Below are 23,071 nucleotides of genomic sequence, written 5' to 3'. Positions count from 1 at the left end.
TAATCAATCTCAACAAGTATAATGTAACATTCTCATGGTTTCAATGATAATTTCGAAATTTAATGTATCCGCTTTAATCTAGTATAGAGAGAACAGAAACTCATATTTTCACTAATGGTTAATACTATTTTGAACGTGCATGCTTGCCTAGGGCATAGTTTGAGGCTGTAGTTTCTCACTCATACTACTTCCCCGGGCGTCAGCACGTTTCAAAATCGCTGCTATTTATATTTTGTTTTTCTTGCAATATCAAATTATGAGAAATACTAAAGTTTTAAAATTAGTGCAATTAGTACTATAATGTAAACACTTACATTTTTAACAACTACATGACTGGAGTGATGAATGTGAAGACAAAAGTTCTATATGGTAAATCTGACGTAGAGATCGATGTACCAGATCACAGTACTCTTATTGAACCTAGCACTATACCACCACTAGATAATGATGTTGAGTCAATTATGGACGCTTTAACGCAACCCATTGCCTCACCACCACTACATACTATGGTTAAAGCAACAGATACAGTAGCTATTGTGATTAGTGACATTACACGACCTACGCCTAATCACATTTTAGTACCATGTTTGTTGCGCGCATTAAGTCATGTTCCTAAAGAAAATTTCGTCATTATTAATGGAACAGGTACACATAGAGACCAAACAAGAGAAGAGCTGGTCCAAATGTTAGGTGAAGATATTGTAGCAAACATACGTATAGTACATAACCATTGCCATGACTATGACAGTCTGACCAAAGTTGGTCATAGTAAATACGGCTGTGATGTTTATTTAAACAAAGATTATGTAGCAGCTGATTTTAAAATTGTCACTGGTTTTATCGAACCGCATTTTTTCGCCGGATTTTCAGGTGGTCCAAAAGGTATGATGCCTGGCATTGCTGGCATCGAAACGATAATGACCTTTCACAATGCTCAAATGATAGGTGATATTCGTTCTACGTGGGGCAATATGGATGACAACCCTGTTCAAGATATGACACGTGAAATCAATGCAATGTGTAAGCCAGACTTTATGCTGAATGTAGCGCTCAACAAAGATAAAGCTATTACTAAAGTCTTTGCAGGTGAATTATATGAAGCACATGATCGTGGCTGTGACTACGTCAAAAAGCACGCCATGTTTAAATGTGATGAACGTTTTGATGTTGTCATAGCTTCTAACTCAGGTTATCCACTTGACCAAAACTTGTATCAAACCGTAAAAGGTATGAGTGCTGCTCATAAAGTAGTTAAAGAAGGCGGCAGCATTATTATGGTATCCGAATGTGCTGATGGCTTTCCAGATCATGGTAAATTTGCTGAAATTTTCAAATTAGCTGAAACACCTCAAGGTATTTTAGATTTAATACATGATCCTCAATTTCAAGAAATGGATCAATGGCAAGTCCAAAAACAAGCTAGCATTCAAACATTCGCTAACGTTTATGTTTATTCAAAATTGACAGACCAACAGTTACTAGATTCCATGTTGAAACCTACTGATAATATTGAGAAAACCTTGGAGTCATTAGCAAGAGAAAAAGGCAAACCTTTAACTATCGGTGTCATGCCACAAGGTCCACTTACGATACCTTACGTTGAATCATAAAAGAGGAGGATTAAAAATGCTAACATTAGAAGAAAAAAACAAACAACTAACAACAGTCTTACAATCAATGAAACGTGTTATAGTCGCTTTTTCAGGTGGGGTCGATAGCACATTAGTATTGCATAAAGCGATTGAAGTTTTAGGATCAGATAATGTTATTGGTGTAATCGTGAAGTCAGAACTTTTCCGCCATGAAGAATTCACACAAGCTACAGAGCTAGCACAACAATTAGGTGCGCACGTAATTGAAACAGAAATTGAAGAATTACAAGACGCAAATATTGTCAACAATACTCCACAAAGTTGGTATTACAGCAAACGTTTATTGTATGCACAATTAGACGACCTTAAACATAAATATCATTGTGCTTATGTGTTAGACGGTATGATTATGGATGACCTAGATGATTATCGTCCTGGACTACAAGCACGTGATGATTTCTCCGTTCGCAGTGTCTTACAAGAAGTTGAACTCTACAAGTATGAAGTCAGAACATTAAGCAAACAAGCTGACCTCCCAGTGTGGAATAAACCAGCATTATGTAGTTTAGCATCACGCATACCTTATGGAGAAACTTTAACTATGGACAAAATAACTAAAGTGAATGAAGCAGAAAAAATCATTTTAAATTTAAATATCAATCATGTACGTGTACGTTACCATAACAATATCGCACGTATTGAAGTTGCTGACGCAGATATTGCGACTTTAGTACAACACCGTCAAGCTATTAGTTTACAGTTAAAAGAATTAGGTTTTGACTATGTAACAATCGACATGGACGGTTATCGTGTAGGTAGTATGAATGAAGTTTTAAATTCCTCTGCATCACATTAAGTTATGAAAGGCTGCGTTAGAACATGACCGATACGACAAACGATCTAGATGCAATTTTACAACAAGTACAATCGAAGCAATTATCGATTAACGATGCTAAAAGTCAGCTTAAACAATTTGATGATTTGGGCTTCGCTAAAATAGACCTACATCGTTCACAACGTCAAGGTTTTCCCGAAGTTATTTACGGCGATGGAAAAAGTGCTGAACAAATTGATGATATTATACACAGTTTAAAGTCCAACGACCAAACGATATTAGCTACACGTGTATCTGAAAGCAAAGCACAGTATGTATTAGCACGTCATCCAGAATTATCATATCACGCACAGGCTAATATTATATGTACACCCATTGAAACTATCACTCCTTCTACGCATTATGCTGCTATTATCTGTGCTGGCACTTCTGACTTGCCAGTCGCAGAAGAAGCTGCACTCACTGCAGAAGTCATGGGCATTGCAGTTAAGCGTTTTTATGATGTTGGTGTTTCAGGTATACATCGTCTATTTGAAAGTATCGAAGACATTCGTAATAGTTCAGTATCCGTTGTCGTAGCGGGTATGGAAGGCGCCTTAAGTAGCGTCGTATCAGGTTTAGTAGACCATCCAGTCTATGCAATCCCGACCAGTGTTGGTTACGGTGCAAACCTATCAGGGGTAACTACACTTTTAGCTATGCTCAATGGCTGTGCACCAGGCACAAGTGTTTTAAATATCGATAATGGTTTTGGTGGTGGCTATAATGCTGCCCAACTTATAAAGATGCTCGAAAAAGATTAAAAGAGGAGTTTTAGTATGACACAAGCAATTTATATTGATTGCCATGCTGGTATTGCCGGTGATATGTTTTTAGCTGCTTTAGTAGATTTAGGTGCAGATCCTGAATATATTACTGCTGAATTGCAGAAGTTACCTATTGATACATTTGATTTAAGCTTTACCAAACAAGTCAAACAAGGTATCAATGCCCAAACTTTAACTATCGACTTTACCGAAGCACACCACCATCGTAAAGCTGCTGATATTTATAAACTTATAACAGAAAGTACATTACCTGAACGTGTCAAAACACGTAGTACACAAATCTTTACTGAAATTGCACAAGCAGAAGCTAAAATCCATGGCATGTCAGTTGAAGAAGTACATTTTCATGAAGTCGGTGCAATGGATTCTATCATCGATATTATTGGTTGTTGCTTGGCATTAGAAAACTTAAATATAGACTCTATTTATTGCTCAGCCATTCCAACAGGTCATGGTAGAATACACATTGCTCATGGTATCTATCCTGTCCCAGCACCAGCGACACTCGAAATTTTAACAGGTATACCACTGGCAAATTTTGACGTTGAAAGTGAATTAACTACACCTACTGGAGCAGCTATAGTTAAAAGTTTAGCTAGTCATTTCGGTCCTATGCCAGCTATCACACCAACAAATATAGCCTATGGCACAGGTACAAAAGATTTTGACTTTCCAAATGTGTTAAGGCTTGTTCAATTCACAGCATTAGCTGCACAACAAGATACAGTGCAAGTGTTAGAATGCCAAATTGATGATATGACAGGCGAAACATTAGGAGATTTTTTAGATAGTGTATTAGCAAAAGGTGCATTAGACGTATATTACACGCCAATTTCTATGAAGAAAAATCGCCCTGCTATCGCCTTAACCGTAATATGCGAACTAGCAAACAAGCCTTTTTTCGAAGACTACCTTTTGCTACATACTACAACACTGGGCGTACGAAGCAGTACTGTCCAAAGACGTGTACTCGAACGTGATTTCGACACGCTGTCAACACAATACGGGGATATAACTATTAAAATTGCTAAGCTTGGGTCCAAAACAATAAAAATAAAGCCTGAATTTAGTGACATGCGCCGTATTGCGCATGAAACTGGACAGCCGTTACACCAATTATATTCAGAAATTAGTGCTGAAATTCATCAACACTATGGTCACCTTAACTAAATATCTTCATATCAATAATATATTAGAACACAGACGTACCCAATAATTGAATGAGAGGTACGTCTGTTTTTTACATTTAACTGAGATAAATCCCCCATTAAATTCAAACTATTAAAAAATACATTTGTTTTCATAATTGAAATGATAAAAGATTTAATTTAATATTTATATCATGCATAATTAAATAACAAACTATTAAATTATTGATTGTGCAGTTATTCAAAAGTGAAAGAAGCGTGTATGTTTATGAATTTGAAAGACAAGTTATTCCATTTAGTGGAAGATCAAGAACAAGAAATGATTCAGATACGTCGACATTTACATCAACATCCTGAATTATCATTTCAAGAGAGTAATACCGCAGAGTATATCAAAAACTTTTATCACAATAAGGATGTATCACTCACACAGCCTATATCAGATGCACATGCGATTGTGGTTGAAATCAAAGGAGACAAACCTGGTAAAACAATTGCTTTACGTGCAGATTTTGATGCATTACCGATTAGCGAAGAAACAGAAGTGCCTTTTAAATCACAGAATGAAGGCGTAATGCATGCATGTGGTCATGATGCACATACTGCTTATTTATTAGGCGTAGCTAATGCACTCATTGAGGTCAAAGAAGACCTTTCAGGCACTGTAAAAATTATCCATCAACATGCCGAAGAACTACCACCTGGTGGTGCTCAGCAAATTTTGGCTTCTGGCGCTTTAGCTGATGTTGATGAAATATACGGCATTCATATTGTTCCAGCCGTAGAGCCTGATACCATTGCATATAATAAAAACAATGCATTCGCTGGTAGTTCTACATTCACTTTAACAATTAAAGGTTTAGGTGGTCATGCAGCAAGCCCTCATAAAACACATGATGCTTTAATTGCAGGAACACAGTTTGTCAATGCTATTCAAACAATCGTTTCTCGTAGAATAGACCCATTAGAGACTGGTGTAGTAACTATTGGCGCGTTTGACGCACCTGGTACTGCCAATGTTATTCAAGATACAGTGACAATCAAAGGGACAGCCCGTTATTTAAATGACGACTTAGAGCAGTTTATCTATCAAGAAATTGACAAGATCGCTCAAAGTGTTGCACTAGGCTTTGATATTACGTATGACCTTGATTATCAATTTGGTTATCCAGTATTATATAATCATCCAACTCAAACTGACAACGCTGCTAATGTCTTAGCACAAAGCAAAGGCGATTACTTCCAACACCTCATAGAAATACCACAAGTTACAGGTTCAGAAGATTTTGCTTATTATTTACAACAAATACCAGGTACCTTTTATTTCATAGGTAGTAAACCATATAATGTAGACACACCTTATATGAATCACCACCCTAAATTTGAAGTCAATGAAGATTGTTTACTCGTAGCAGCAAAATCACTCATTGATATCACATTAGATCGTTTACAAAACGCATAACAAACGCAGACAAACCTTAGGAGAGAGCCCCTAAGGTTTGTTTTTATATCTATTAGTTAATTTTATTAAATACCAATGGTCTTTTAGGCCAAATATTGACAGGGCTTTATGCCGACTCCTGCGGAAATAGCACAAGCGAAGACTACAGGCTGAGCTGTGCCCGCGGAAAGCGTGCACAAAAACTGCCAACAAAACCAGTTACTTTTTAGTTATTAAATCTTAAGAAGCCATTACCAAATACATCTCGAACATCATGTACAACAACAAAGGCATCTTGATCAATATCATTAATAATTTGTTTTAATGGTGTTAATTGATTTTGAGAAATCACCACATAGATGACCTCCATATCTTTTTGCGAATATTGCCCTTTACCATTTAATAGCGTCGCGCCTCTTCCAGTAGCTTGATAAATACTTTCACTAATCGCTTTATGCTGATGCGAAATGATAGTTACAGCCTTTTGTGGATTGAAACCTTCTAAGACGAAAGACATTGCTTTTTCTACCATGAAAAGCATCACAATTGTAAACAACACATTTTGAAAACTAATTGCTACCAATGCAGACACTACAACAATGATATCTAATATTAATAATCCTTTGGCAGGTTTCACATTAAAATACTTATAAATAATCATTGCGATAACCGATGTACCACCTAATGTACCTCCTGTATTTAAAATCAGACCTGTGCCAATCCCAATAAGTACACCACCAAAAATCACTGCAATAAATGTGGAATCAATACCTAAATTTATCCGTTCAGTCAACGTTAAAAATAAAGAAATAAAAGTAATCGTAAAAATAGTATAAATCGCACTTACTCTACTTAAATATTTCCAACCGATGATAATTAAAAAGATATTAATTATTAGAGTAGATAATGCCGGAGAAATAGACAACGTATATTTCAAAATCAATGAAATACCAATTGAACCACCTTCACCTAAATTTGTTGGAATGACAAATGCATTGATACCTACTGCTGCTAAAAAAGCGCCTAAAGCAATAAAGATAATATTTTTTAAATGCTCATTCATACTATTTTTCAGCCTCCTTTAATTCATTTTTAACACACAGCTTTAAATTATAACTGATTTAGAGATACTGTAAAACCTTATTTTCCCAAGAAAATAAAGTCGCAATATTAAAATAATATTTACATAATAAAAAGCACTCCCCACTATAGTGGAAGTGCTTTTTGTAAGATCAAATTAAGTCCTTTAAACATATTGCATAACTTTGTCTACAGGCATTCTATATGAAGCATGAGCTTCTTTAACACCTTTACCAACGGCAATAATTACAACTGGCACATAGCGAGTTGCATCTAAGCCTAACGCTTCTGCGATTTGATCCGCTTCAAAACCGCCTATTGGGTTTGTATCATAACCATGTGCTTTAGCGACCAACATAAATTGCATCGCAGCAAGACTACTATCAATTTTAACGATGTCATTCATTTGTTGTGTTGAAATGCTATTATAAAACTCAGTTATAGTAGGTAACAATTGGTTTTTAACTTCCAACGGCATATAGTTATTTTCTACGGCTTGACTATAAATAAATTCGCCATTTTCATGACATGCCATATCTCCAAAAATAACTACCATCGCAGAAGATGTATCATTTTGGTTTGTATTAAATTTAATTAAAGGACGTAACTTAGCTTTTCCTTCGTCACTTTCAACAACCATAAAACGCCAAGGTTGCATATTTACTGAAGATGGTGCCAGCGTTGCTTGGCGAATCATATCTTCCATTTCTTCATGGGGAATTTTATATTGTTCATCAAAGAGTTTCACAGATTTACGAGCTGCCAAAATATTTTTAAAATCATTCATTTTTGTCACTATACTTTCCTTCTTTCTAATTATGCGTAGCTCAACTACTTATTTTTCACATAATCAGTATAATAAATATATTTGGTTCAGAAAGCAACTATCAAGATTCATTATACGTTGTCTATACAACACATATAGCAAAGTGTTAATTAACTTAATATTTCAGTTATTATAAAGCATTCACACCTTTAAAAATAAGATAAATACTCATAAGAATTAACACTATTTTTAATAAATTGGATAATTTAGCAGCATCTATACTTTGATTGATTTTAACTCCAATTCGCGTACCTACGAAACTCGCAAGAATTAAAATGATACCATACCCCCACAACACATGCCCTTGGACAATATGACCTACGGAACTAGATAAACTGGAAGTGAATATAATAATCATACTCGTAGCCACAGCAACATGTGGTGTGAAATTAAAGACGATAATCATTAACGGTGTCATTAAAACTCCACCACCTATGCCAAACAAACCAGCTGTTATACCAACAAAGAAAGAAAAACCAATCGCTAATGGTATATGTACATTTTTCTCTTTATCTTCAGTTTTTGCTGCTAAACGATCCTTAATAATTAAAATGATAGAAATAATTAGTAAAAATGCGCCAAATATGATGTTAAAGTAAACATCATTTAAAAAGCGACTTAAATATGCGCCAAATAATGAGCCCGGAATAATGCCAATTGAAAACATTATTCCGTGTTTAAAATCAATTGAGTTTTTACCACTCGCACGATATCTTAAAATGGAAAATAACCCTGTAAATACTAAAGTTAATGAAGATATACCGATTGCGGTTTGTGTTGTAATACCTGATAATATATCAGAATTAGCCCCGATAAATACTAATGTAGGCACAATAATAATGCCACCACCTACACCAATCAGTGATCCAATAATTGAGGATACGACTCCAATTAAAAGCAATATGATAATCGCCATAGTTACACCCTTTCAATATGTATAGCATTAATTTATTTTAAATTATTTTTATAATTATTAATTTTAACACTTTTATCATCTTCATTTGCTTCAAAATACCAAATTCCATCATCTTCAATTAAGTTTTCACCATCTATTGTTGCTTTATGCATATTTTTAAGTGCAGGTTTATAGTTACTATACAATGATTTTAAATCTCCTAAGCTTAAATTTGTTTGTACATTATTTTCTGTCACTTTCAGTATACGGTTCAACGTTATCAAACTGTTGGACTGGTTTAATTTTTTACCTAATGCTTCAATAACTTGTCTCTGTCTTGCAGTACGTCCTTCATCTCCGCCAGCACCTGTTTCCTTACGACTACGTACGTAATCTAATGCTTTATCACCGGATAATGTAACTTTCTTACCTTCCTTAAAATTAGAACCATTGTAATTAAAAGTTGCATTACTAGTAACTGTTACACTATCACAAAGATCAATAAGTTGTTGGAAACCATCCATATCGACTGTCATATATCCATCTATTGGCACATTTAAATTTTGACGCAAACTTTCCATTGCTAATTTAGGCCCACCATATGCATAAGCGTGTGCCATTTTTTCATGACCTTCTATACCTGGTATTTCACTATATGTATCTCTTGGCACGGAGATTAGTTCAGTCTTCTCATTCTGTGGATTTATAGATGCTATTACTATAGTATCTGTACGTTGACCCGTATGTGTTTTTGCGCGAGTAGCATCAGAATCCACACCAAAAATGGCTATTGAAATTGGTTTTTGTGCTTTAATTTTGTGCTGTGTCGCTACAGTTTGTCTACTATGTTGTGAATCTTGAATCGCATTATTAAAATGAATTATTTTATATATTATAAAACTACTTATGACGATTAATAATATCAATAATATCATTATTATTTTACTTCTCTTGGTTATATTCATGACGGTATTCCTCCGTTTCTGTCATAGCTAATGATATTAACATAATAGCTATGACTAACAAGCTTCCTACAGTATCAGTAAGATAATGCGCATTAACATAAACACGTGACAGTATCATTGCACAAACTAACACAATACCAATAACTTCAACCCCTTTATGATGCGTAATTAATATGATTAAACTTACTAAAATACTTACGCTTAATACGTGCATACTCGGAAAGCTATACCCATCAAAAGCAACTGATGGTCGAGGTCGAGCAATAGCATATTTCATAACGGTACCAATAAGAAACACACTAAAACACCAAAAACCATATAACCAAAATGTTTTGCGTCGATAAAAGTACAGACCTGTTAAAATTAATAATACTAAAATCAAACAATGCACTGGCGCTAAGATATCGGACAAAATACTAAGCCCTTGTTTGAAAAATGGATTCGGTAGTAAGTGCAGTGCAAGTTGATGTGCGTAACGATCAATCATGTCACTTACTCCAGTAATAATGCACATCAGTAATAAAATTAGTAATGCACACAACGAAAGCATGGAATAAAAGTTTTTCAATTTAAGCGCCTCCTGCATTTATTTTTCTGGCAACTGCCATTAATGTGCCAATTGCTAAACTGATACTTAACATGGATGAACCACCATAACTTAGCATTGGCAGTGTTACACCAGTTAATGGAATCATCCCTGAGACACCTGCTAAATTGATAAACACTTGAACAAAGATGTAACTCACAATACCTATACAAACTAATTTATAAAAATGATCTGTTGTTTTATTGGCATAAATAAGTCCTTTCACCAAAATAACAGCATAAATAATTAATACACAGACCACTCCTAACAATCCCATTTCCTCGGAAATAACTGTAAAAATAAAATCTGTATGTGGCTCAGGTAAATAACCTAGTTTAGAAATGCCATTACCCAAACCACGTCCCGTCAGCCCTCCATTGGCAATAGAAGTTAAAGCAGTGGTAAGTTGATAACCATCACTATTTTCATATTTGAAGGGATCAATAACGACTTGTAAACGCCTTAAACGGTAAACATTTTTAACATCAAAGATTAATGTGTAAATTATGTATAACAACATAGGAACTAACGTTACGCCCAATATTTGTAGCTTTATTTTATTTTTGATATCAGAATACAACAATATACAAGCAATAATTGCTACGGTTAAAAGCGTTCCACCTAAATCGCCTTGTAATAATACTAAAAATAGTCCAATTCCTAACAGTGCTAATGGAGGAATTAATTGCTTTACGCTATAATCTATTTTTAATGATAAGCGTCGATCAATAATGTAAGAAAGATAAAAAATAGAAGTTAGTTTTAAAAACTCTGAGGATTGTAAACTAAAAAATCCTAAATTAATCCAATTGCGAGAACCATTTATTTCTTTACCAACCAACACTGTAATTAATAATAGTGCTAACGTTGCTAATACGATGAATTGTTGAGTCCCACTCCGTTTGAACGCATTTAAATTTAAAAACAAACTAAAAAATAGCACAATGCCTAAACCTAATACGAAAAAGATTAATTGTCTGGTCATAAAATGATTGGCTTTAATTGGTAATCCATTAGTTAATGTTCCTTTAGATGCTGCAACCATACTCGCACTATAAACCATTACAACACCTACTAAGCCCAATAAGATATAACACAGGATTAAACTAAAATCTAAATACTTCACCTTCTCCCAAATTTTCAAAATGACTTGCTTCATATGCTCACCTCAGTACATTTGCTATACTTTAGTAAAACAAAATGCAAGTTTTAGCACAATCATACTTTAGGACTACCTAACTTTTTTATAAACATAGGCTAAAATTAGTTTTGCACCATATATCTACTCTATTCAATACAACTACTATTTCTACTGTTCGTCTAATCAGTGGCACCCCATACTGCATTATTCAAAAAACTTAATTGTTTTATATACTTAATAAATTTATTTTCTTAAAAAATATTTTCAAAAAGCGATTGACTAAATTTTCAGAAAACAATACAATTGATGATTATATTTAAAATTACGTTTTTTAATTAAGTTACGATGTGAGGAGCACTGTTATGCAACAACACGATAGTTTTAAACGCACCATGAAACAACGACATTTAATGTTACTTAGTTTTGGTGGCGTAATTGGTACAGGATTATTTTTAAGTTCAGGTTATACTTTGCAACAAGCAGGACCATTAGGTACAGTTCTCTCCTATATAATTGGTGCTGTACTCGTATATCTAGTTATGCTGTGCTTGGGACAACTAGCAATTAAACACCCCGTTACCGGAGGTTTTCATGTTTATGCGAGTCGTTATATCCACCCAGCTGTAGGTTACATTGTAGCTTGGTTTTATTGGCTAACTTGGACAGTAGCTTTAGGTTCAGAATTTACTGCTGTCGGTCTATTAATGCAAAAATGGTTACCCGATGTTCCCGTTTATATTTTTTCTACGATTGCCATTATTCTAGTATTAGTGTTTAATATCATTTCTACACGCTTTTATGCCGAAGTGGAATTTTACTTTTCTTTAGTTAAGGTTATAGCTATCATTGCGTTTATTATTTTAGGTATTGCTGTAATTATTGGTTTGATTAACTATGATGGCTACCAAGGTAGTAGCACTATTATAGAACGTTATACACAACCAACTTTCCCTAATGGTTTAGGCGCAGTATTTTTAACTATGTTAGCAGTAAATTATGCTTTTAGTGGAACAGAATTAATAGGTATTGCTGCTGGAGAAACTGAAGCTCCAGCACAAGTTATTCCTAAAGCCATTCGTGCAACACTATGGCGTCTTATTATTTTCTTCATAGGCACAATGGTAGTCATCTCAATTTTGATTCCTAGTTACCAAGGAAAATCATTAGAAAGTCCTTTTGTTGTGATTTTTCAACGTATTGGTATTCCATTTGCTGGTGATATTATGAATATCGTTATTATTACAGCCTTACTGTCTGCTGCTAATTCAGGGTTATATGCAGCTAGTAGAATGATTTGGAGCTTAGCGAATGAGGGCATGTTCCCGCAATGGTTTGGAGTCTTAAACCGAGCTAAATTACCTATTCGCGCTATACTTTTTAGTATGCTCGGTGGCTTACTGTCATTATTATCTAGTGTTTATGTCGCTGATACACTGTATGTCGTTTTAGTCTCAATAGCCGGGTTGGCAGTCGTTATTGTCTGGATGAGTATTTGTATTTCTTACTTTAATGCTAAACGCCTTGAACCTTCACTTAAAATACATCAAAGTGTCCCTATCATTGCCTTTATTCTTTGTTTCATTTCATGTATTGGAATGATTTTTGATAGTAATCAAGCGCCAGCATTGTATTTCGGTATACCATTTGCTGTACTAGCACTACTTTACTATTACTTTAAATACAACCGTAAGGAGTCGACAAATCTATGAGACTAAAAGATAAATTATTACTAAAACGCCCGTTAATCTTAGATGGTGGTCTAGCAACTACGTTAGAATCATATGGTTGTAACTTAAACACCTCACTGTGGTCGAGTGAAATATTAAAAAATGATCCAGCAAAAATCCAACAAGCCCATGCTGATTTTACACAAGCAGGTGCGGATATATTGCTGACAAGTACTTATCAAGCTAGTTATGCTACATTTTCAGCTATAGGTTTGAGTGATGCCGCTATCGATGCATTAATCGCTGATGCTGTTTATCAAGTTAAACAAGCAACTACAGAACAACAAGTTATTGTAGGTAGCTTAGGTCCTTATGGTGCTTATTTGAGCGATGGCTCTGAGTACACTGGCACTTATAATATCTCTAGGTCAGATTATGTCGACTTTCATCGTCAGCGCATCGACAGCCTAATTGCACAAGGCGTGCATGATTTTGTTTTCGAAACTATACCAAGCTTTGCAGAAATCCAAGCCATTGTGACAGCAATCATCCCTCTTTATAATCAAAAACAGACATTTTGGTTATCTGTAACAGTGGATGATGCCGGTAATTTATCAGACGGAACAGCTTTCGAAACGTTGCGAGATTACTTACAAGATTACGACCCTATATTACCTATATTTGGCATTAATTGTTCTACTGTTACTGGAATTAATAACACTATAGCTAGAGGATTATTGTCATTACCGCAAACTATCGCCTTATATCCTAATGGTGGCGCACATTATGATGCTGAGTCGAAAACTTGGTCTTCTGACAGTAATGAACAAGCAATTTTGGATTGTGTTACGAGCTGGGCACAACAAAATGTAGCTATTATTGGAGGGTGTTGTCAGACAACACCTCAAACCATCGAACGTATTGTTGCAAAATTAAATCGTTAAATTTCATAATAAAAAAGTCCGAGGCATATTACCTCGGACTTTATTTATTTAATTATTATTGCTCTAACACAGTAACTTCCTCAGGAATAGATTTTTGAGCTCCTTCTGTCTGTACTGCAATAGAGGCCGCTTTATTAGCATAAGTAATAGCTTCTTCAATATTAAAGTTTTCCATATTCAATCGGCTTGCAAATGCACCAATAAAAGTATCCCCTGCTGCAGTAGTATCTACAGCATGTACTTTAACTGCTGGAATTAAATTAGCATCCTCTTTTGTAGCATAATAAGTACCTTGCTCACCTAATGTAATTAATACTACTTGCATACCTAATGATAAGAAATAATCAGCATTTTTATGCATTGAATCACGATCAGTCACTGGAATACCACTTAATAATTCTGCTTCTGATTCATTAGGAATAATAATATCTGTTAATTGCAAGAGTGCTTTAGATAATTCACTTGCAGGCGCTGGATTTAAGATTGTTGTTACGTCATGTTGACGTGCAATCGTAAATGCTTTAATAATAGCTGGCACCGGTACTTCTAATTGCGCAATAATATAGTCAGCGTTAGCAATAGCCGCTTCAGCTTGCTCTACATCTTGTTCATTCAAAGTCATGTTAGCTCCACCATAAACAAGAATTGTATTTTGACCAGCTTCATCTATAGTAATAAATGCTTGTCCTGTTTCTACTTCATCCGTTGTAATAATATAATCTGTATTCATTTGTGCAGCTTGGAAATCTTCTAACATGAAATTAGCATCTCCATCACTGCCAATTTTTGAGATGAATGTCGTTTGTGCATTAGAACGTGCTGTTGCTAATGCTTGGTTCGCACCTTTGCCCCCACCATATATTTTTTGCGCATTATCTACATGTAATGTTTCACCAGGTTTAGCAAATCGTGCTACATTGATAATTTTATCTACATTTGTAGAACCGATAATTACTACTTTATTCGTCATAGTGTTTTCTCCTTTACTGTTCAAACTTAATCCCTATTAAAATGTTACATTACATTCCAAAGCAATATTAGAAAATGGTGTTATTTCTCCTGTACGAATATTGGCTTTTGTTAAAGTATGTGTTAAATTTTGTTTCATTTCATCATGTGGAATAAATTCAATTGTTACATCTTCGTCTAACAACTCTTTTATTGCTACTAATTGATCTGGATTCGCTGTTTTAATTTCTTCGGCCAAATAAACCTTTTGTACTTTAACTTCACTTAACACATTACTCAACATAGCAATAAATGTCGGTAATTCTTTTTCTATCGCTAAATCGATACGACGATCATCATTCGGAATCGGCATGCCCGCATCATTTATTGTAATTAAATCAAAATGACCTAATGTTGCTATTGCATGTGACACATGACTATTTAATACTCGATTTTTTTTCATTACACTCTCTCCCTTAGATTATACTATTTTATAAATACCGTAACAGTTGCTGCAGCTAAAATTAATACTAAACCTATAATAGTAATTACTAGCTCTTTTGGCGTTTTCTTCTGTTTTAAGAAATAAATACCTGTTAATGTAGCTAATACGACAGAAGTTTGTGACAAGACAAATCCTGTAGCTAAGCCATTCATATCTGGTTGAGCAGAAATTAAATATGTTAATGCAGCAAATGCGAAGAAGAAACCAGAAATAATTTGCTTCCAACTGACACTTTCTGTAAATGCATTTTGGTGTTTTAAATTCATCAATGCATAAATTACTGCAACAACGACCATTCCCATAGCTTGTGGCAAGAAGGCTTGCATGCCTCCAATATCTGTTGCTTGTGGCGCAGCAGAATATGCCCAATATCCAACTTCACCAATTAACAGTAAAATCACTGCGCGTTTTAAATTCTTACTATATTGTGATTCTTGTTGTTCTTTCCATACTGTCATTCGCGCACCTATCAAAATAACAATTAATGCACCAAAACCAATAATTTTATTCGTTACACCAGGCCAGTCACCTAATGCAAACACGCCCCATAATGATGCTCCCAATAATTGGAAAGCTGTAGTAATTGGCATTGCTTTTGATGATCCTATTAACGCAAAGGCTTTAAAAGTAATAATTTGTCCGAAAGCCCAACCAGCACCTGAAATTAAAGAAAATAATAAATCCATTCCTGTCGGCAGCGACATTCCTTGAATTAATGCAAAAACTGCTGCAAAAATTAATGTACCAACAGTTGCCCCAAAAATTTGATTTACCGGTTTACCTCCATATAATGATGCAATGGTTGGAAACAATCCCCAACCTAGTAACGGACCTAACCCGACTAATAACGCTACAATATCCATATAACACCTCTATATTTTAATTATGTGTATTTATTAGTAGGTAAAACGATTTAGTAAAACGTTTTACTAGATTTATAATAGCACTATTTTTATTTTTTGTATACGCTTTCATTAATATTTTTCAATTTTACCATGTTGACTTTACGTTACATCGTGCTTATTTTTGTTGTCACACAGGGTCTTAAACTAAATGTTTGCACACTGTTTTTTGCTCACAAAAACATTTAATTTGTAGTAATAAAAATAACCTAGTCGTTATAGACGACTAGGTTATTGCACAATTACATTATTCAATTTACGACCACATTTTATGTAAATTCCTTTAACCTCATTTGTAATAGCGTTAATTATGTATAAATACGTGTTTATCTTAACTGTTATCCAAGTTGGCACGTGCCGTAGTCGCTCTTACTATAAGTTCACTCGGCAAGACTATAGATTGTTGGTCACGGTGAGTTAATGTGCTGTCTAACTTGTCCATAATTAATTGCAAAGCCACTTCTCCGATTGTTTCTATCGGTTGTGCAACCGTAGTCAGTGCAGGTGTCATGTATTGAGCAATATCGATATCATCAAAGCCTACAATCGATACATCTTGAGGCACTTGCCATCCTTTATCAGCCAAGCCTCTAATAATACCAATAGCCATTTCATCATTCGTTGCAAACACTGCCGTAGAATGTGATGCAATAATATCGTCGACGGCTGCATATCCTCCTGCTTTCGATAAAGTGCTTTCAATCACTTTAGGTGTTGCCACATTATGTGATTGGCAATAGTGTTTAAAGCCTTCCATACGCAAGTTCATATTACTCGTTAGATGAGCAGGTTGGACGATTGTAAGCTGCTTATGACCTAACTCAATCAAATGACGTGCTGCTAACTCTCCACCACCTGTTTCATGCGTACGTACAATGTCTGTAAAGCCATGGTCATCACTTTGGTCTAATACTACATATGGTATTCTATGCGTAGTTAAATAATTATTTAAACGTTCAGGGTTTTTAATCATTTGCGCAATAATCAAACCATCCATCCCACGTTCTACTAAATGCATGATACCTGCTTCAATATCTTCTTCAGGCGCTGTCAAAAAGAACAAATCTACATCAGCTTCTTTGTTTGCATCCATCGATTGCATCATCGTAGAGAAAAATGGGTTAGCCAAATTCGGTAATAACACACCTATTAATTTAGTTTTACTGCCTCTTAATTGTTGCGCATTTTTATTTGGCAAGTAACCTAGCTTTTGTTTAGCAGCAAGTACTTTTTCGATAGTATCAGTAGTAAAGCGATCACGCTTGTCATTTAATACTTGCGATACTGTTGTTAAAGATACACCTGCTTCTTTAGCTACATCTTTGATAGAGACCTTTTTCATGTAGTAACACCCTCCTTATCTTCCAATTGTCCATTTAATGATAACTTTAAAACTTATACACTTGCAACAGAGACTCCAGATTTATCTAATGGTATCTTTTTTATCTTCTGTTAATTTAGGTACTACTGTTGGCACTTTTATTGCTGGTTTATTCATAGCTACATTAGGTTCTAACTATGTCATATTGATTGGCATACTTGCCTGTTTTATTAATGTCGCTATGATCGTCGTTAGAAATAACATGATGAAATATAATGAACAATGCAGTTAACGCTCAAATTTCTGTATAAAATACACTTGTAAATAATTATATAGTTTACTAACTATATGACTACTATTTATTTAAAAAACTTATACAATAAGCCTCGAAATCGACTATTTCGAGGCTTAAGTACTTTAGTACACATCACGTTGATATCGTCTGTCTACTTTTAATTGTGTTAAATACGCTTCTGCTTCTTCTTCATTGCACTTACTTTCAGTTGCTATCACTTCTCTTATTGCTTCATGAACTGCTTTGGCCATATACGTTTCATCACCACAAATATAAATAGCTGCACCTGATTCTAACCATTGATAAAATAATTCACTATTTTCTTTAATTTTATCTTGCACATATAATTTTGAAGCAGTGTCTCTAGAAAAAGCTAAATCTAATTTCGCTAACGTACCATTTGCTAACCATGCTTGCCAATCAGCTTCATATAAAAAGTCTGTAGCACGTTTTTGATCTCCAAAGAATAACCATGTATTTCCTTTTAAATTCAAATCTTCTCGTTCTTCTAAGAAACTGCGGAATGGGGCTACTCCAGTACCAGGACCAATCATAATAACTTTTGTATCTTCATCAAATGGGAATTTAAAACTTGGATTTTTCTTCAAGCACATTCTCACGCTTTCACCGGGTTTCACACGATCTGCTAATTGCGTAGAACATACACCATTTCGTGCACGACCATAAGATTCATATCTTACAGCTTTTACGGTAATATGCACTTCATTAGGATTTGCTTTATAACTGCTTGCTATAGAATAAGTACGTGGTGGCAATTTCCGTAAATTTTCTATTACAATATCAGGGCTAACAGCTGGTGGATAATATTCACTAAATAAGTCGATAAGATCTCTACCATCAATATAATCTTTAACCCATGTATCATTTAAAACTAAGTTATTCAACTCATCATCATTTATTAAAACTGCCATGTTTTTCAGTAATGTTGGCGTTAATTTAGTGATTTCAAAATGGTGTGTCAACGCATCTACTACAGATACTGCATCCCCATTATCTAAAATGATATCTTCATATGGATCCCAACCCAACATAGCAATGAGTTGCATGACAAGTTGGTCATCATTTGCTGGAAAGATATCTAAACTATCGCCAGGTTCAAATCCTTCTCCATAATTATCTAACAATAATTCGATGTGTCTAACTTCTTTATTCGAACCTTCACCATTTAAGTTGATGTTCTCTAACACTTCTGCATAGTATGGATTGGATTTTGAATATTTACGCTCTTTCATAGACAGTACAGATTCTGTACTGTCTGTAGCAGCAACGCGATTGTCGTCTTGGTCACCTACTGCAGACAATACTTGTTGCATCCATGATTCGGCAGATTCTTCATAGTCAAAGTCGCAATCCACACGTTCAACAAGGCGAGTCGCACCTAATTCAGCAACACGCTCATCGAAATCTTTACCTGCTTGGCAAAAGAATTCAAATGACTCATCGCCAAGTGCTAAAACTGAATAACGTACGTCTGCCAAATTTGGAGCTTGTTCACTATATAAAAATTCATAAAATGAAATCGCACTTATGGGTGGTTCCCCTTCACCATGAGTTGACGAAATCAAGAACAAGTCTTCGGATTGTGCTAACGTATCAAACTTGTAATCGTCCATTTCTGATATAGTCACTGTAAAACCATTTTCCACTAATCTTTCATTTAATGTCTCGGCCACAGTTTGTGCATTACCCGTTTCAGTACCATATAATATAGTAATACTACGCGGTTTATCTGCTTCATCTGGACTATTCGTTATATGTGAAGATTCTGTAGCTTCGTTACTACTTGGAATCGTTGTATTATTACTATTTTCTACTAAATATTGTCCAACCCATGCGCGCTGTTCAGGAGTTAATTTTGCTATTATTTCAGTAAGTTGTTGCGCTTCGGTTTCTGTTAATGGACTGTTTTGATCATTGATATGCAAAGGAACATCACCTCTCGTATGATTAATCTATCTGTTACAATTTAACTACTATTAGTCCCTTGAATATCGCCCGCTTATTATATTGTTACTATTACCATACTTTTTATTAGCATATGTGTTATTTTCACTCTACACATATGTTTTTCATCTATCCCACTTATATAATTTTATTATTTAACTCATTATTAAGCAAACATTCAAAATAACCACCATATAAATTTACTATAAAATAAATTTTACAAGTATCTATACTTCATGGTGCGAACATCAATGCCCTATAGCTACCAAAATACATAAAAATAGGAGTGGGGCAGAAATCTAATTTTATTACAAAGATTTCGTCGACCACTCCGACAAAGATGACTAAAATTGAAAAAGCTTAATTTGCAGCGCATTTTCAGTTCAGTCATCTACTGAGAATATGAAAAGAGACTAGGATGAATCAACGCTGTCCCAGTCTCCTATTTGTCTTGCTACTATTTTAAATGTATTGATGTTTTGTTAAATAAGCTACTATTTTAGCAACCGCTTCATCTACAGATAAGGCTTCTGTATCAATTTCAATTTCTGGATTTGTTGGTGCTTCATATGGTGCATTGATACCAGTAAAGCCTTGGATTTCTCCTGCACGTGCTTTTTTATATAAACCTTTAGGGTCTCGAGATTCACAACCTTCTAAACTACATTTTGTATAGACTTCTATGAACTCACCTTGCGCTAAAGTGTCACGTACTACATTACGATCCGCTGCATAAGGAGAAATAAATGCTGTTGTCGTTAATACGCCAGCGTCGACCATAAGTTTACCTACTTCACCGATACGACGAATATTTTCAGTACGATCCTCTGGACTGAACCCTAAGTTGTTATTTAAACCATGTCGAATATTGTCACCATCAAGTCGATAAGTTTGTACTTGTTGTTCGAAAAGTGCTTTTTCTAATGCTACTGATACTGTAGACTTACCAGAACCTGATAATCCAGTAAACCAAATCACTGCACTTTTATGGCGATTGCGTTGCTGGCGCTGTGCTTTAGTAACTTCTGAATCGTGCCATGTAATATTTGTTGATGTCGTCATGTTCCTGTCTCCTTTTTAAGCTTCTGTAACTTGTAAACCTTTGATTAATACCTCTGCTACTTCTGGACGTGAGAATTCTTTTGGTAACTGTTCGCCATTACGTAATTTTTCACGTACTTTCGTACCACTTAAATGTACATGTGCTGTCTTGTCATGTGGGCAAGTTTTTGCTGTCGCCATGTTGTCACACTTTGTGCAATAAAAAGCATGTTCAAATTTGAATATTTGAATACCTAGCTCAGTTTCGTATTCACTAATTAATTCTTGCGCTTCATACGTACCATAATAATCACCGACACCTGCATGGTCACGTCCGACAATAAAGTGTGTACATCCATAGTTTTTACGCACTGTTGCATGCAGTATTGCTTCTCTTGGTCCTGCATATCTCATAGCAGCCGGATAAATAACTAATCTGTTGCGTTCTTCAGGGTAATAATGTTTCAAAATTACTTGGTAACTTTCCATGCGAACGTCTGCTGGAATATCATCAGATTTAGTTTCACCAACTAATGGATTAAGTAACAACCCATCTACAGATTCTAATGCAATTTTTTGAATATATTCATGTGCGCGATGCACAGGGTTACGAGTTTGGAAACCTACTACAGTCTTCCAACCTAAATCATAAAATAATTGACGTGTTTCGCTTGGGTCTAGATGGAATTCATCAAATTCATCATGTTTCGGTCGGTTTACTAACTCTATCGGGCCAGCTAAGTATACGTTCCCTTTTTCATAAACTTTTTGGACACCTGGATGAGCTGTTTCTGTTGTGCCATAAACTTTTTGTGCTTCATTTTCTTTGTCATAGGTGAATTTTTCTTCTAATGTGAGCACACCATACAATTGCTTATCTTCTCCGTATAATGCTACTTTATCTCCGATAGATAGCTCATCTGCTTGTGCTTCAGTAACAGGTAAAGTAATAGGGATACTCCATACTAAACCATTACTTAAATGTAAATTTTCTACAACACTATGGTAATCTTTTTCCCCCATAAATCCAGTCAATGGGCTAAAACCACCAATCGCAATTAATTCTAAATCTGATAAACTCCAAGGGTTTAATGTTAATGACGCTAATTGTGGTGCCACTTCAATAAGTTGTTCACGCTGTGCACCTACTGCTTGTCTATTAACCAATTCGCCACCGTGTGGTTTAATAGTATTTTCCAAAAGTTCTGTTGATAAAGTCATACCGTTCAGCTCCTTAATTTAATTCATTATGTTAGTTATTTGTTTGTTTTTTCGTAATGACAAATGGTAATTGTTTATTTTGATACAATGTATAAAGTAATAAAATAAACCACAGGATAGCTACTGCTATTTTGACACTGATAACTACTGTGGCATTATCTACAAATGAACCTAAGAAAGTACTAATATTAGTAAAAATAATAATACCTCCGACACATACTGCTAATATATACACTGGCATTACCTTCACGATCCATGCTGCAAATGGGGCTGCAATGGCACCACCAACTGCTAAGGCAATAACTAAGCCAAGACTGATTTGTTCCCAGCCTAGAAATATAATAAAACCCAGCGAAGCGGATAAGGTGATAAAAAATTCGCTCGCAGATACTGTACCAATAACATATCGAGGCTCGACCTTATTTCGTGACAATAATAAAGGCGTATTAACTGGTCCCCAACCGCCACCACCAATTGTGTCTAAAAATCCTGCCACTATACCTTGAGGTATGATTTGCCATTTAGAAAACTTTCCTTCTTTGAGTTGTTGTTTATGTTGCTTTTTAAAGACAAACTGATAAATAATAAATAACCCCATCGTCAATAAAAAAAGTGAAATAAAGGGTTTGATTAATTCACTGTGGATATTACTTAACACTGCTGAGCCAATAAATGCCGCAATGGCACCTGGTATTGCTAATTTAATAGCCATGCGTTTATCAACATTTTTAAATTTATAATGTGATACACCTGAAGCTGCCGTAGTTGCAATTTCAGAAAAGTGAATTGTTGCTGAAACAATTGCTGGTGCAGCACCTGCTGCTAGTAAAATGGAGGAAGATGTTGCCCCAAACCCCATACCTAATGACCCATCAATCATTTGTGCAAAGAACCCTGCAAGTGCAAATATTAATAGTTTTTTCAAT

22 protein-coding genes are annotated in these 23,071 nt (G+C 35.0%); 8 read left to right on the top strand and 14 right to left on the bottom strand.

The window, feature by feature from the left end; all coding sequences use genetic code 11:
• Positions 1-347: 347 nt before the first annotated feature.
• The 5 genes from larA to MUA37_RS01400 all read left to right on the top strand — a co-directional run bounded on the left by larA (position 348) and on the right by MUA37_RS01400 (position 5,864).
• Positions 348-1,610 carry a nickel-dependent lactate racemase gene (larA, locus tag MUA37_RS01420; RefSeq protein ID WP_107373747.1) on the top strand — a complete coding sequence of 421 codons (1,263 nt, stop codon included), beginning with the start codon at positions 348-350 and terminating at the stop codon, positions 1,608-1,610.
• 16 nt (positions 1,611-1,626) lie between these two features.
• Positions 1,627-2,448 carry an ATP-dependent sacrificial sulfur transferase LarE gene (gene larE, locus MUA37_RS01415; RefSeq protein ID WP_002509031.1) on the top strand — a complete coding sequence of 274 codons (822 nt, stop codon included), beginning with the start codon at positions 1,627-1,629 and terminating at the stop codon, positions 2,446-2,448.
• Between the two features lie 23 nt (positions 2,449-2,471).
• Positions 2,472-3,230 (top strand): nickel pincer cofactor biosynthesis protein LarB, encoded by a 759-nt coding sequence (gene larB, locus MUA37_RS01410; RefSeq protein WP_142019298.1) that lies wholly within the window; start codon positions 2,472-2,474, stop codon positions 3,228-3,230.
• A gap of 15 nt (positions 3,231-3,245) precedes the next feature.
• The gene (gene larC / locus MUA37_RS01405) at positions 3,246-4,424 is read left to right on the top strand and encodes a nickel pincer cofactor biosynthesis protein LarC (RefSeq protein WP_142019297.1); all 1,179 of its coding nucleotides are present in this window, start codon (positions 3,246-3,248) and stop codon (positions 4,422-4,424) included.
• 246 nt (positions 4,425-4,670) lie between these two features.
• Positions 4,671-5,864: a M20 metallopeptidase family protein gene (locus tag MUA37_RS01400; protein WP_031266783.1), complete on the top strand. Its 1,194-nt coding sequence runs from the start codon at positions 4,671-4,673 to the stop codon at positions 5,862-5,864.
• A gap of 205 nt (positions 5,865-6,069) precedes the next feature.
• On the opposite strand, the gene MUA37_RS01395 is transcribed toward MUA37_RS01400, so the two are convergent.
• From MUA37_RS01395 to MUA37_RS01370, 6 genes are all read right to left on the bottom strand, one after another.
• The gene (locus MUA37_RS01395; protein WP_225975826.1) at positions 6,070-6,918 is read right to left on the bottom strand and encodes a YitT family protein; all 849 of its coding nucleotides are present in this window, start codon (positions 6,916-6,918) and stop codon (positions 6,070-6,072) included.
• A gap of 171 nt (positions 6,919-7,089) precedes the next feature.
• Positions 7,090-7,710, bottom strand: a complete 621-nt coding sequence (locus tag MUA37_RS01390; protein ID WP_142020085.1) for a nitroreductase family protein — start codon at positions 7,708-7,710, stop codon at positions 7,090-7,092.
• 169 nt (positions 7,711-7,879) lie between these two features.
• The gene (locus MUA37_RS01385) at positions 7,880-8,665 is read right to left on the bottom strand and encodes a sulfite exporter TauE/SafE family protein (protein ID WP_002509036.1); all 786 of its coding nucleotides are present in this window, start codon (positions 8,663-8,665) and stop codon (positions 7,880-7,882) included.
• A gap of 32 nt (positions 8,666-8,697) precedes the next feature.
• Complete coding sequence (locus tag MUA37_RS01380) at positions 8,698-9,609, bottom strand: LCP family protein (protein WP_262624759.1); 912 nt, start codon at positions 9,607-9,609, stop codon at positions 8,698-8,700.
• Positions 9,587-10,096, bottom strand: a complete 510-nt coding sequence (locus MUA37_RS01375) for a phosphatase PAP2 family protein (RefSeq protein WP_142019294.1) — start codon at positions 10,094-10,096, stop codon at positions 9,587-9,589. The genes MUA37_RS01380 and MUA37_RS01375 overlap by 23 nt, the downstream gene beginning before the upstream one ends.
• An 82-nt stretch (positions 10,097-10,178) precedes the next feature.
• Positions 10,179-11,354: an FtsW/RodA/SpoVE family cell cycle protein gene (locus MUA37_RS01370; protein ID WP_002509039.1), complete on the bottom strand. Its 1,176-nt coding sequence runs from the start codon at positions 11,352-11,354 to the stop codon at positions 10,179-10,181.
• A gap of 344 nt (positions 11,355-11,698) precedes the next feature.
• On the opposite strand from MUA37_RS01370, the gene MUA37_RS01365 reads away from it, so the two are divergent.
• Positions 11,699-13,045 (top strand): amino acid permease, encoded by a 1,347-nt coding sequence (locus tag MUA37_RS01365; RefSeq protein WP_021459270.1) that lies wholly within the window; start codon positions 11,699-11,701, stop codon positions 13,043-13,045.
• The gene (gene mmuM / locus MUA37_RS01360) at positions 13,042-13,947 is read left to right on the top strand and encodes a homocysteine S-methyltransferase (protein ID WP_021459269.1); all 906 of its coding nucleotides are present in this window, start codon (positions 13,042-13,044) and stop codon (positions 13,945-13,947) included. Before MUA37_RS01365 ends, mmuM begins: the two co-directional genes overlap by 4 nt.
• A 55-nt stretch (positions 13,948-14,002) precedes the next feature.
• On the opposite strand, the gene rbsK is transcribed toward mmuM, so the two are convergent.
• The 4 genes from rbsK to rbsR form a co-directional block, all read right to left on the bottom strand.
• On the bottom strand, positions 14,003-14,917 hold the full coding sequence (rbsK, locus tag MUA37_RS01355) for a ribokinase (RefSeq protein ID WP_262624758.1): 915 nt from the start codon (positions 14,915-14,917) through the stop codon (positions 14,003-14,005).
• Between the two features lie 36 nt (positions 14,918-14,953).
• Positions 14,954-15,358, bottom strand: coding sequence for a D-ribose pyranase (gene rbsD, locus MUA37_RS01350; protein ID WP_021459267.1), 405 nt, complete (start codon positions 15,356-15,358; stop codon positions 14,954-14,956).
• Positions 15,359-15,381: 23 nt separating this feature from the next.
• Positions 15,382-16,263, bottom strand: coding sequence for a ribose/proton symporter RbsU (gene rbsU, locus MUA37_RS01345; protein ID WP_142019293.1), 882 nt, complete (start codon positions 16,261-16,263; stop codon positions 15,382-15,384).
• Positions 16,264-16,633: 370 nt separating this feature from the next.
• Positions 16,634-17,644, bottom strand: a complete 1,011-nt coding sequence (rbsR, locus tag MUA37_RS01340; protein WP_002509047.1) for a ribose utilization transcriptional repressor RbsR — start codon at positions 17,642-17,644, stop codon at positions 16,634-16,636.
• An 88-nt stretch (positions 17,645-17,732) separates the two neighbouring features.
• Here rbsR and MUA37_RS01335 point away from each other — a divergent pair, with 88 nt between their 5' ends.
• Positions 17,733-17,915, top strand: coding sequence for a hypothetical protein (locus tag MUA37_RS01335; protein WP_002509048.1), 183 nt, complete (start codon positions 17,733-17,735; stop codon positions 17,913-17,915).
• A gap of 125 nt (positions 17,916-18,040) precedes the next feature.
• On the opposite strand, the gene MUA37_RS01330 is transcribed toward MUA37_RS01335, so the two are convergent.
• From MUA37_RS01330 to MUA37_RS01315, 4 genes are all read right to left on the bottom strand, one after another.
• Positions 18,041-19,864: an assimilatory sulfite reductase (NADPH) flavoprotein subunit gene (locus tag MUA37_RS01330; RefSeq protein WP_142019292.1), complete on the bottom strand. Its 1,824-nt coding sequence runs from the start codon at positions 19,862-19,864 to the stop codon at positions 18,041-18,043.
• A 481-nt stretch (positions 19,865-20,345) separates the two neighbouring features.
• Positions 20,346-20,945, bottom strand: coding sequence for an adenylyl-sulfate kinase (cysC, locus tag MUA37_RS01325; protein ID WP_002509050.1), 600 nt, complete (start codon positions 20,943-20,945; stop codon positions 20,346-20,348).
• 15 nt (positions 20,946-20,960) lie between these two features.
• The gene (sat, locus tag MUA37_RS01320; RefSeq protein ID WP_002509051.1) at positions 20,961-22,145 is read right to left on the bottom strand and encodes a sulfate adenylyltransferase; all 1,185 of its coding nucleotides are present in this window, start codon (positions 22,143-22,145) and stop codon (positions 20,961-20,963) included.
• A gap of 31 nt (positions 22,146-22,176) precedes the next feature.
• Positions 22,177-23,070, bottom strand: a complete 894-nt coding sequence (locus MUA37_RS01315; RefSeq protein WP_112368971.1) for a sulfite exporter TauE/SafE family protein — start codon at positions 23,068-23,070, stop codon at positions 22,177-22,179.
• Position 23,071: the final 1 nt, after the last annotated feature.

The organism is Staphylococcus arlettae (genome assembly GCF_025560845.1).
GTDB classification, from domain to species: domain Bacteria; phylum Bacillota; class Bacilli; order Staphylococcales; family Staphylococcaceae; genus Staphylococcus; species Staphylococcus arlettae.
This window is presented reverse-complemented; position numbering and strand designations above follow the sequence as displayed.

Excerpts from the sequence above, each read along its gene's own strand:
- larE (WP_002509031.1), top strand. The coding sequence starts at position 1,627 with ATGCTAACATTAGAAGAAAAAAACAAACAACTAACAACAGTCTTACAA.
- larB (WP_142019298.1), top strand. The coding sequence starts at position 2,472 with ATGACCGATACGACAAACGATCTAGATGCAATTTTACAACAAGTACAA.
- larC (WP_142019297.1), top strand. The coding sequence starts at position 3,246 with ATGACACAAGCAATTTATATTGATTGCCATGCTGGTATTGCCGGTGAT.
- MUA37_RS01400 (WP_031266783.1), top strand. The coding sequence starts at position 4,671 with ATGAATTTGAAAGACAAGTTATTCCATTTAGTGGAAGATCAAGAACAA.
- MUA37_RS01390 (WP_142020085.1), bottom strand. The coding sequence starts at position 7,710 with ATGAATGATTTTAAAAATATTTTGGCAGCTCGTAAATCTGTGAAACTC.
- MUA37_RS01385 (WP_002509036.1), bottom strand. The coding sequence starts at position 8,665 with ATGGCGATTATCATATTGCTTTTAATTGGAGTCGTATCCTCAATTATT.
- MUA37_RS01380 (WP_262624759.1), bottom strand. The coding sequence starts at position 9,609 with ATGAATATAACCAAGAGAAGTAAAATAATAATGATATTATTGATATTA.
- MUA37_RS01375 (WP_142019294.1), bottom strand. The coding sequence starts at position 10,096 with ATGATTGATCGTTACGCACATCAACTTGCACTGCACTTACTACCGAAT.
- MUA37_RS01370 (WP_002509039.1), bottom strand. The coding sequence starts at position 11,354 with ATGAAGCAAGTCATTTTGAAAATTTGGGAGAAGGTGAAGTATTTAGAT.
- MUA37_RS01365 (WP_021459270.1), top strand. The coding sequence starts at position 11,699 with ATGCAACAACACGATAGTTTTAAACGCACCATGAAACAACGACATTTA.
- mmuM (WP_021459269.1), top strand. The coding sequence starts at position 13,042 with ATGAGACTAAAAGATAAATTATTACTAAAACGCCCGTTAATCTTAGAT.
- rbsK (WP_262624758.1), bottom strand. The coding sequence starts at position 14,917 with ATGACGAATAAAGTAGTAATTATCGGTTCTACAAATGTAGATAAAATT.
- rbsD (WP_021459267.1), bottom strand. The coding sequence starts at position 15,358 with ATGAAAAAAAATCGAGTATTAAATAGTCATGTGTCACATGCAATAGCA.
- rbsU (WP_142019293.1), bottom strand. The coding sequence starts at position 16,263 with ATGGATATTGTAGCGTTATTAGTCGGGTTAGGTCCGTTACTAGGTTGG.
- rbsR (WP_002509047.1), bottom strand. The coding sequence starts at position 17,644 with ATGAAAAAGGTCTCTATCAAAGATGTAGCTAAAGAAGCAGGTGTATCT.
- MUA37_RS01335 (WP_002509048.1), top strand. The coding sequence starts at position 17,733 with ATGGTATCTTTTTTATCTTCTGTTAATTTAGGTACTACTGTTGGCACT.
- cysC (WP_002509050.1), bottom strand. The coding sequence starts at position 20,945 with ATGACGACATCAACAAATATTACATGGCACGATTCAGAAGTTACTAAA.
- sat (WP_002509051.1), bottom strand. The coding sequence starts at position 22,145 with ATGACTTTATCAACAGAACTTTTGGAAAATACTATTAAACCACACGGT.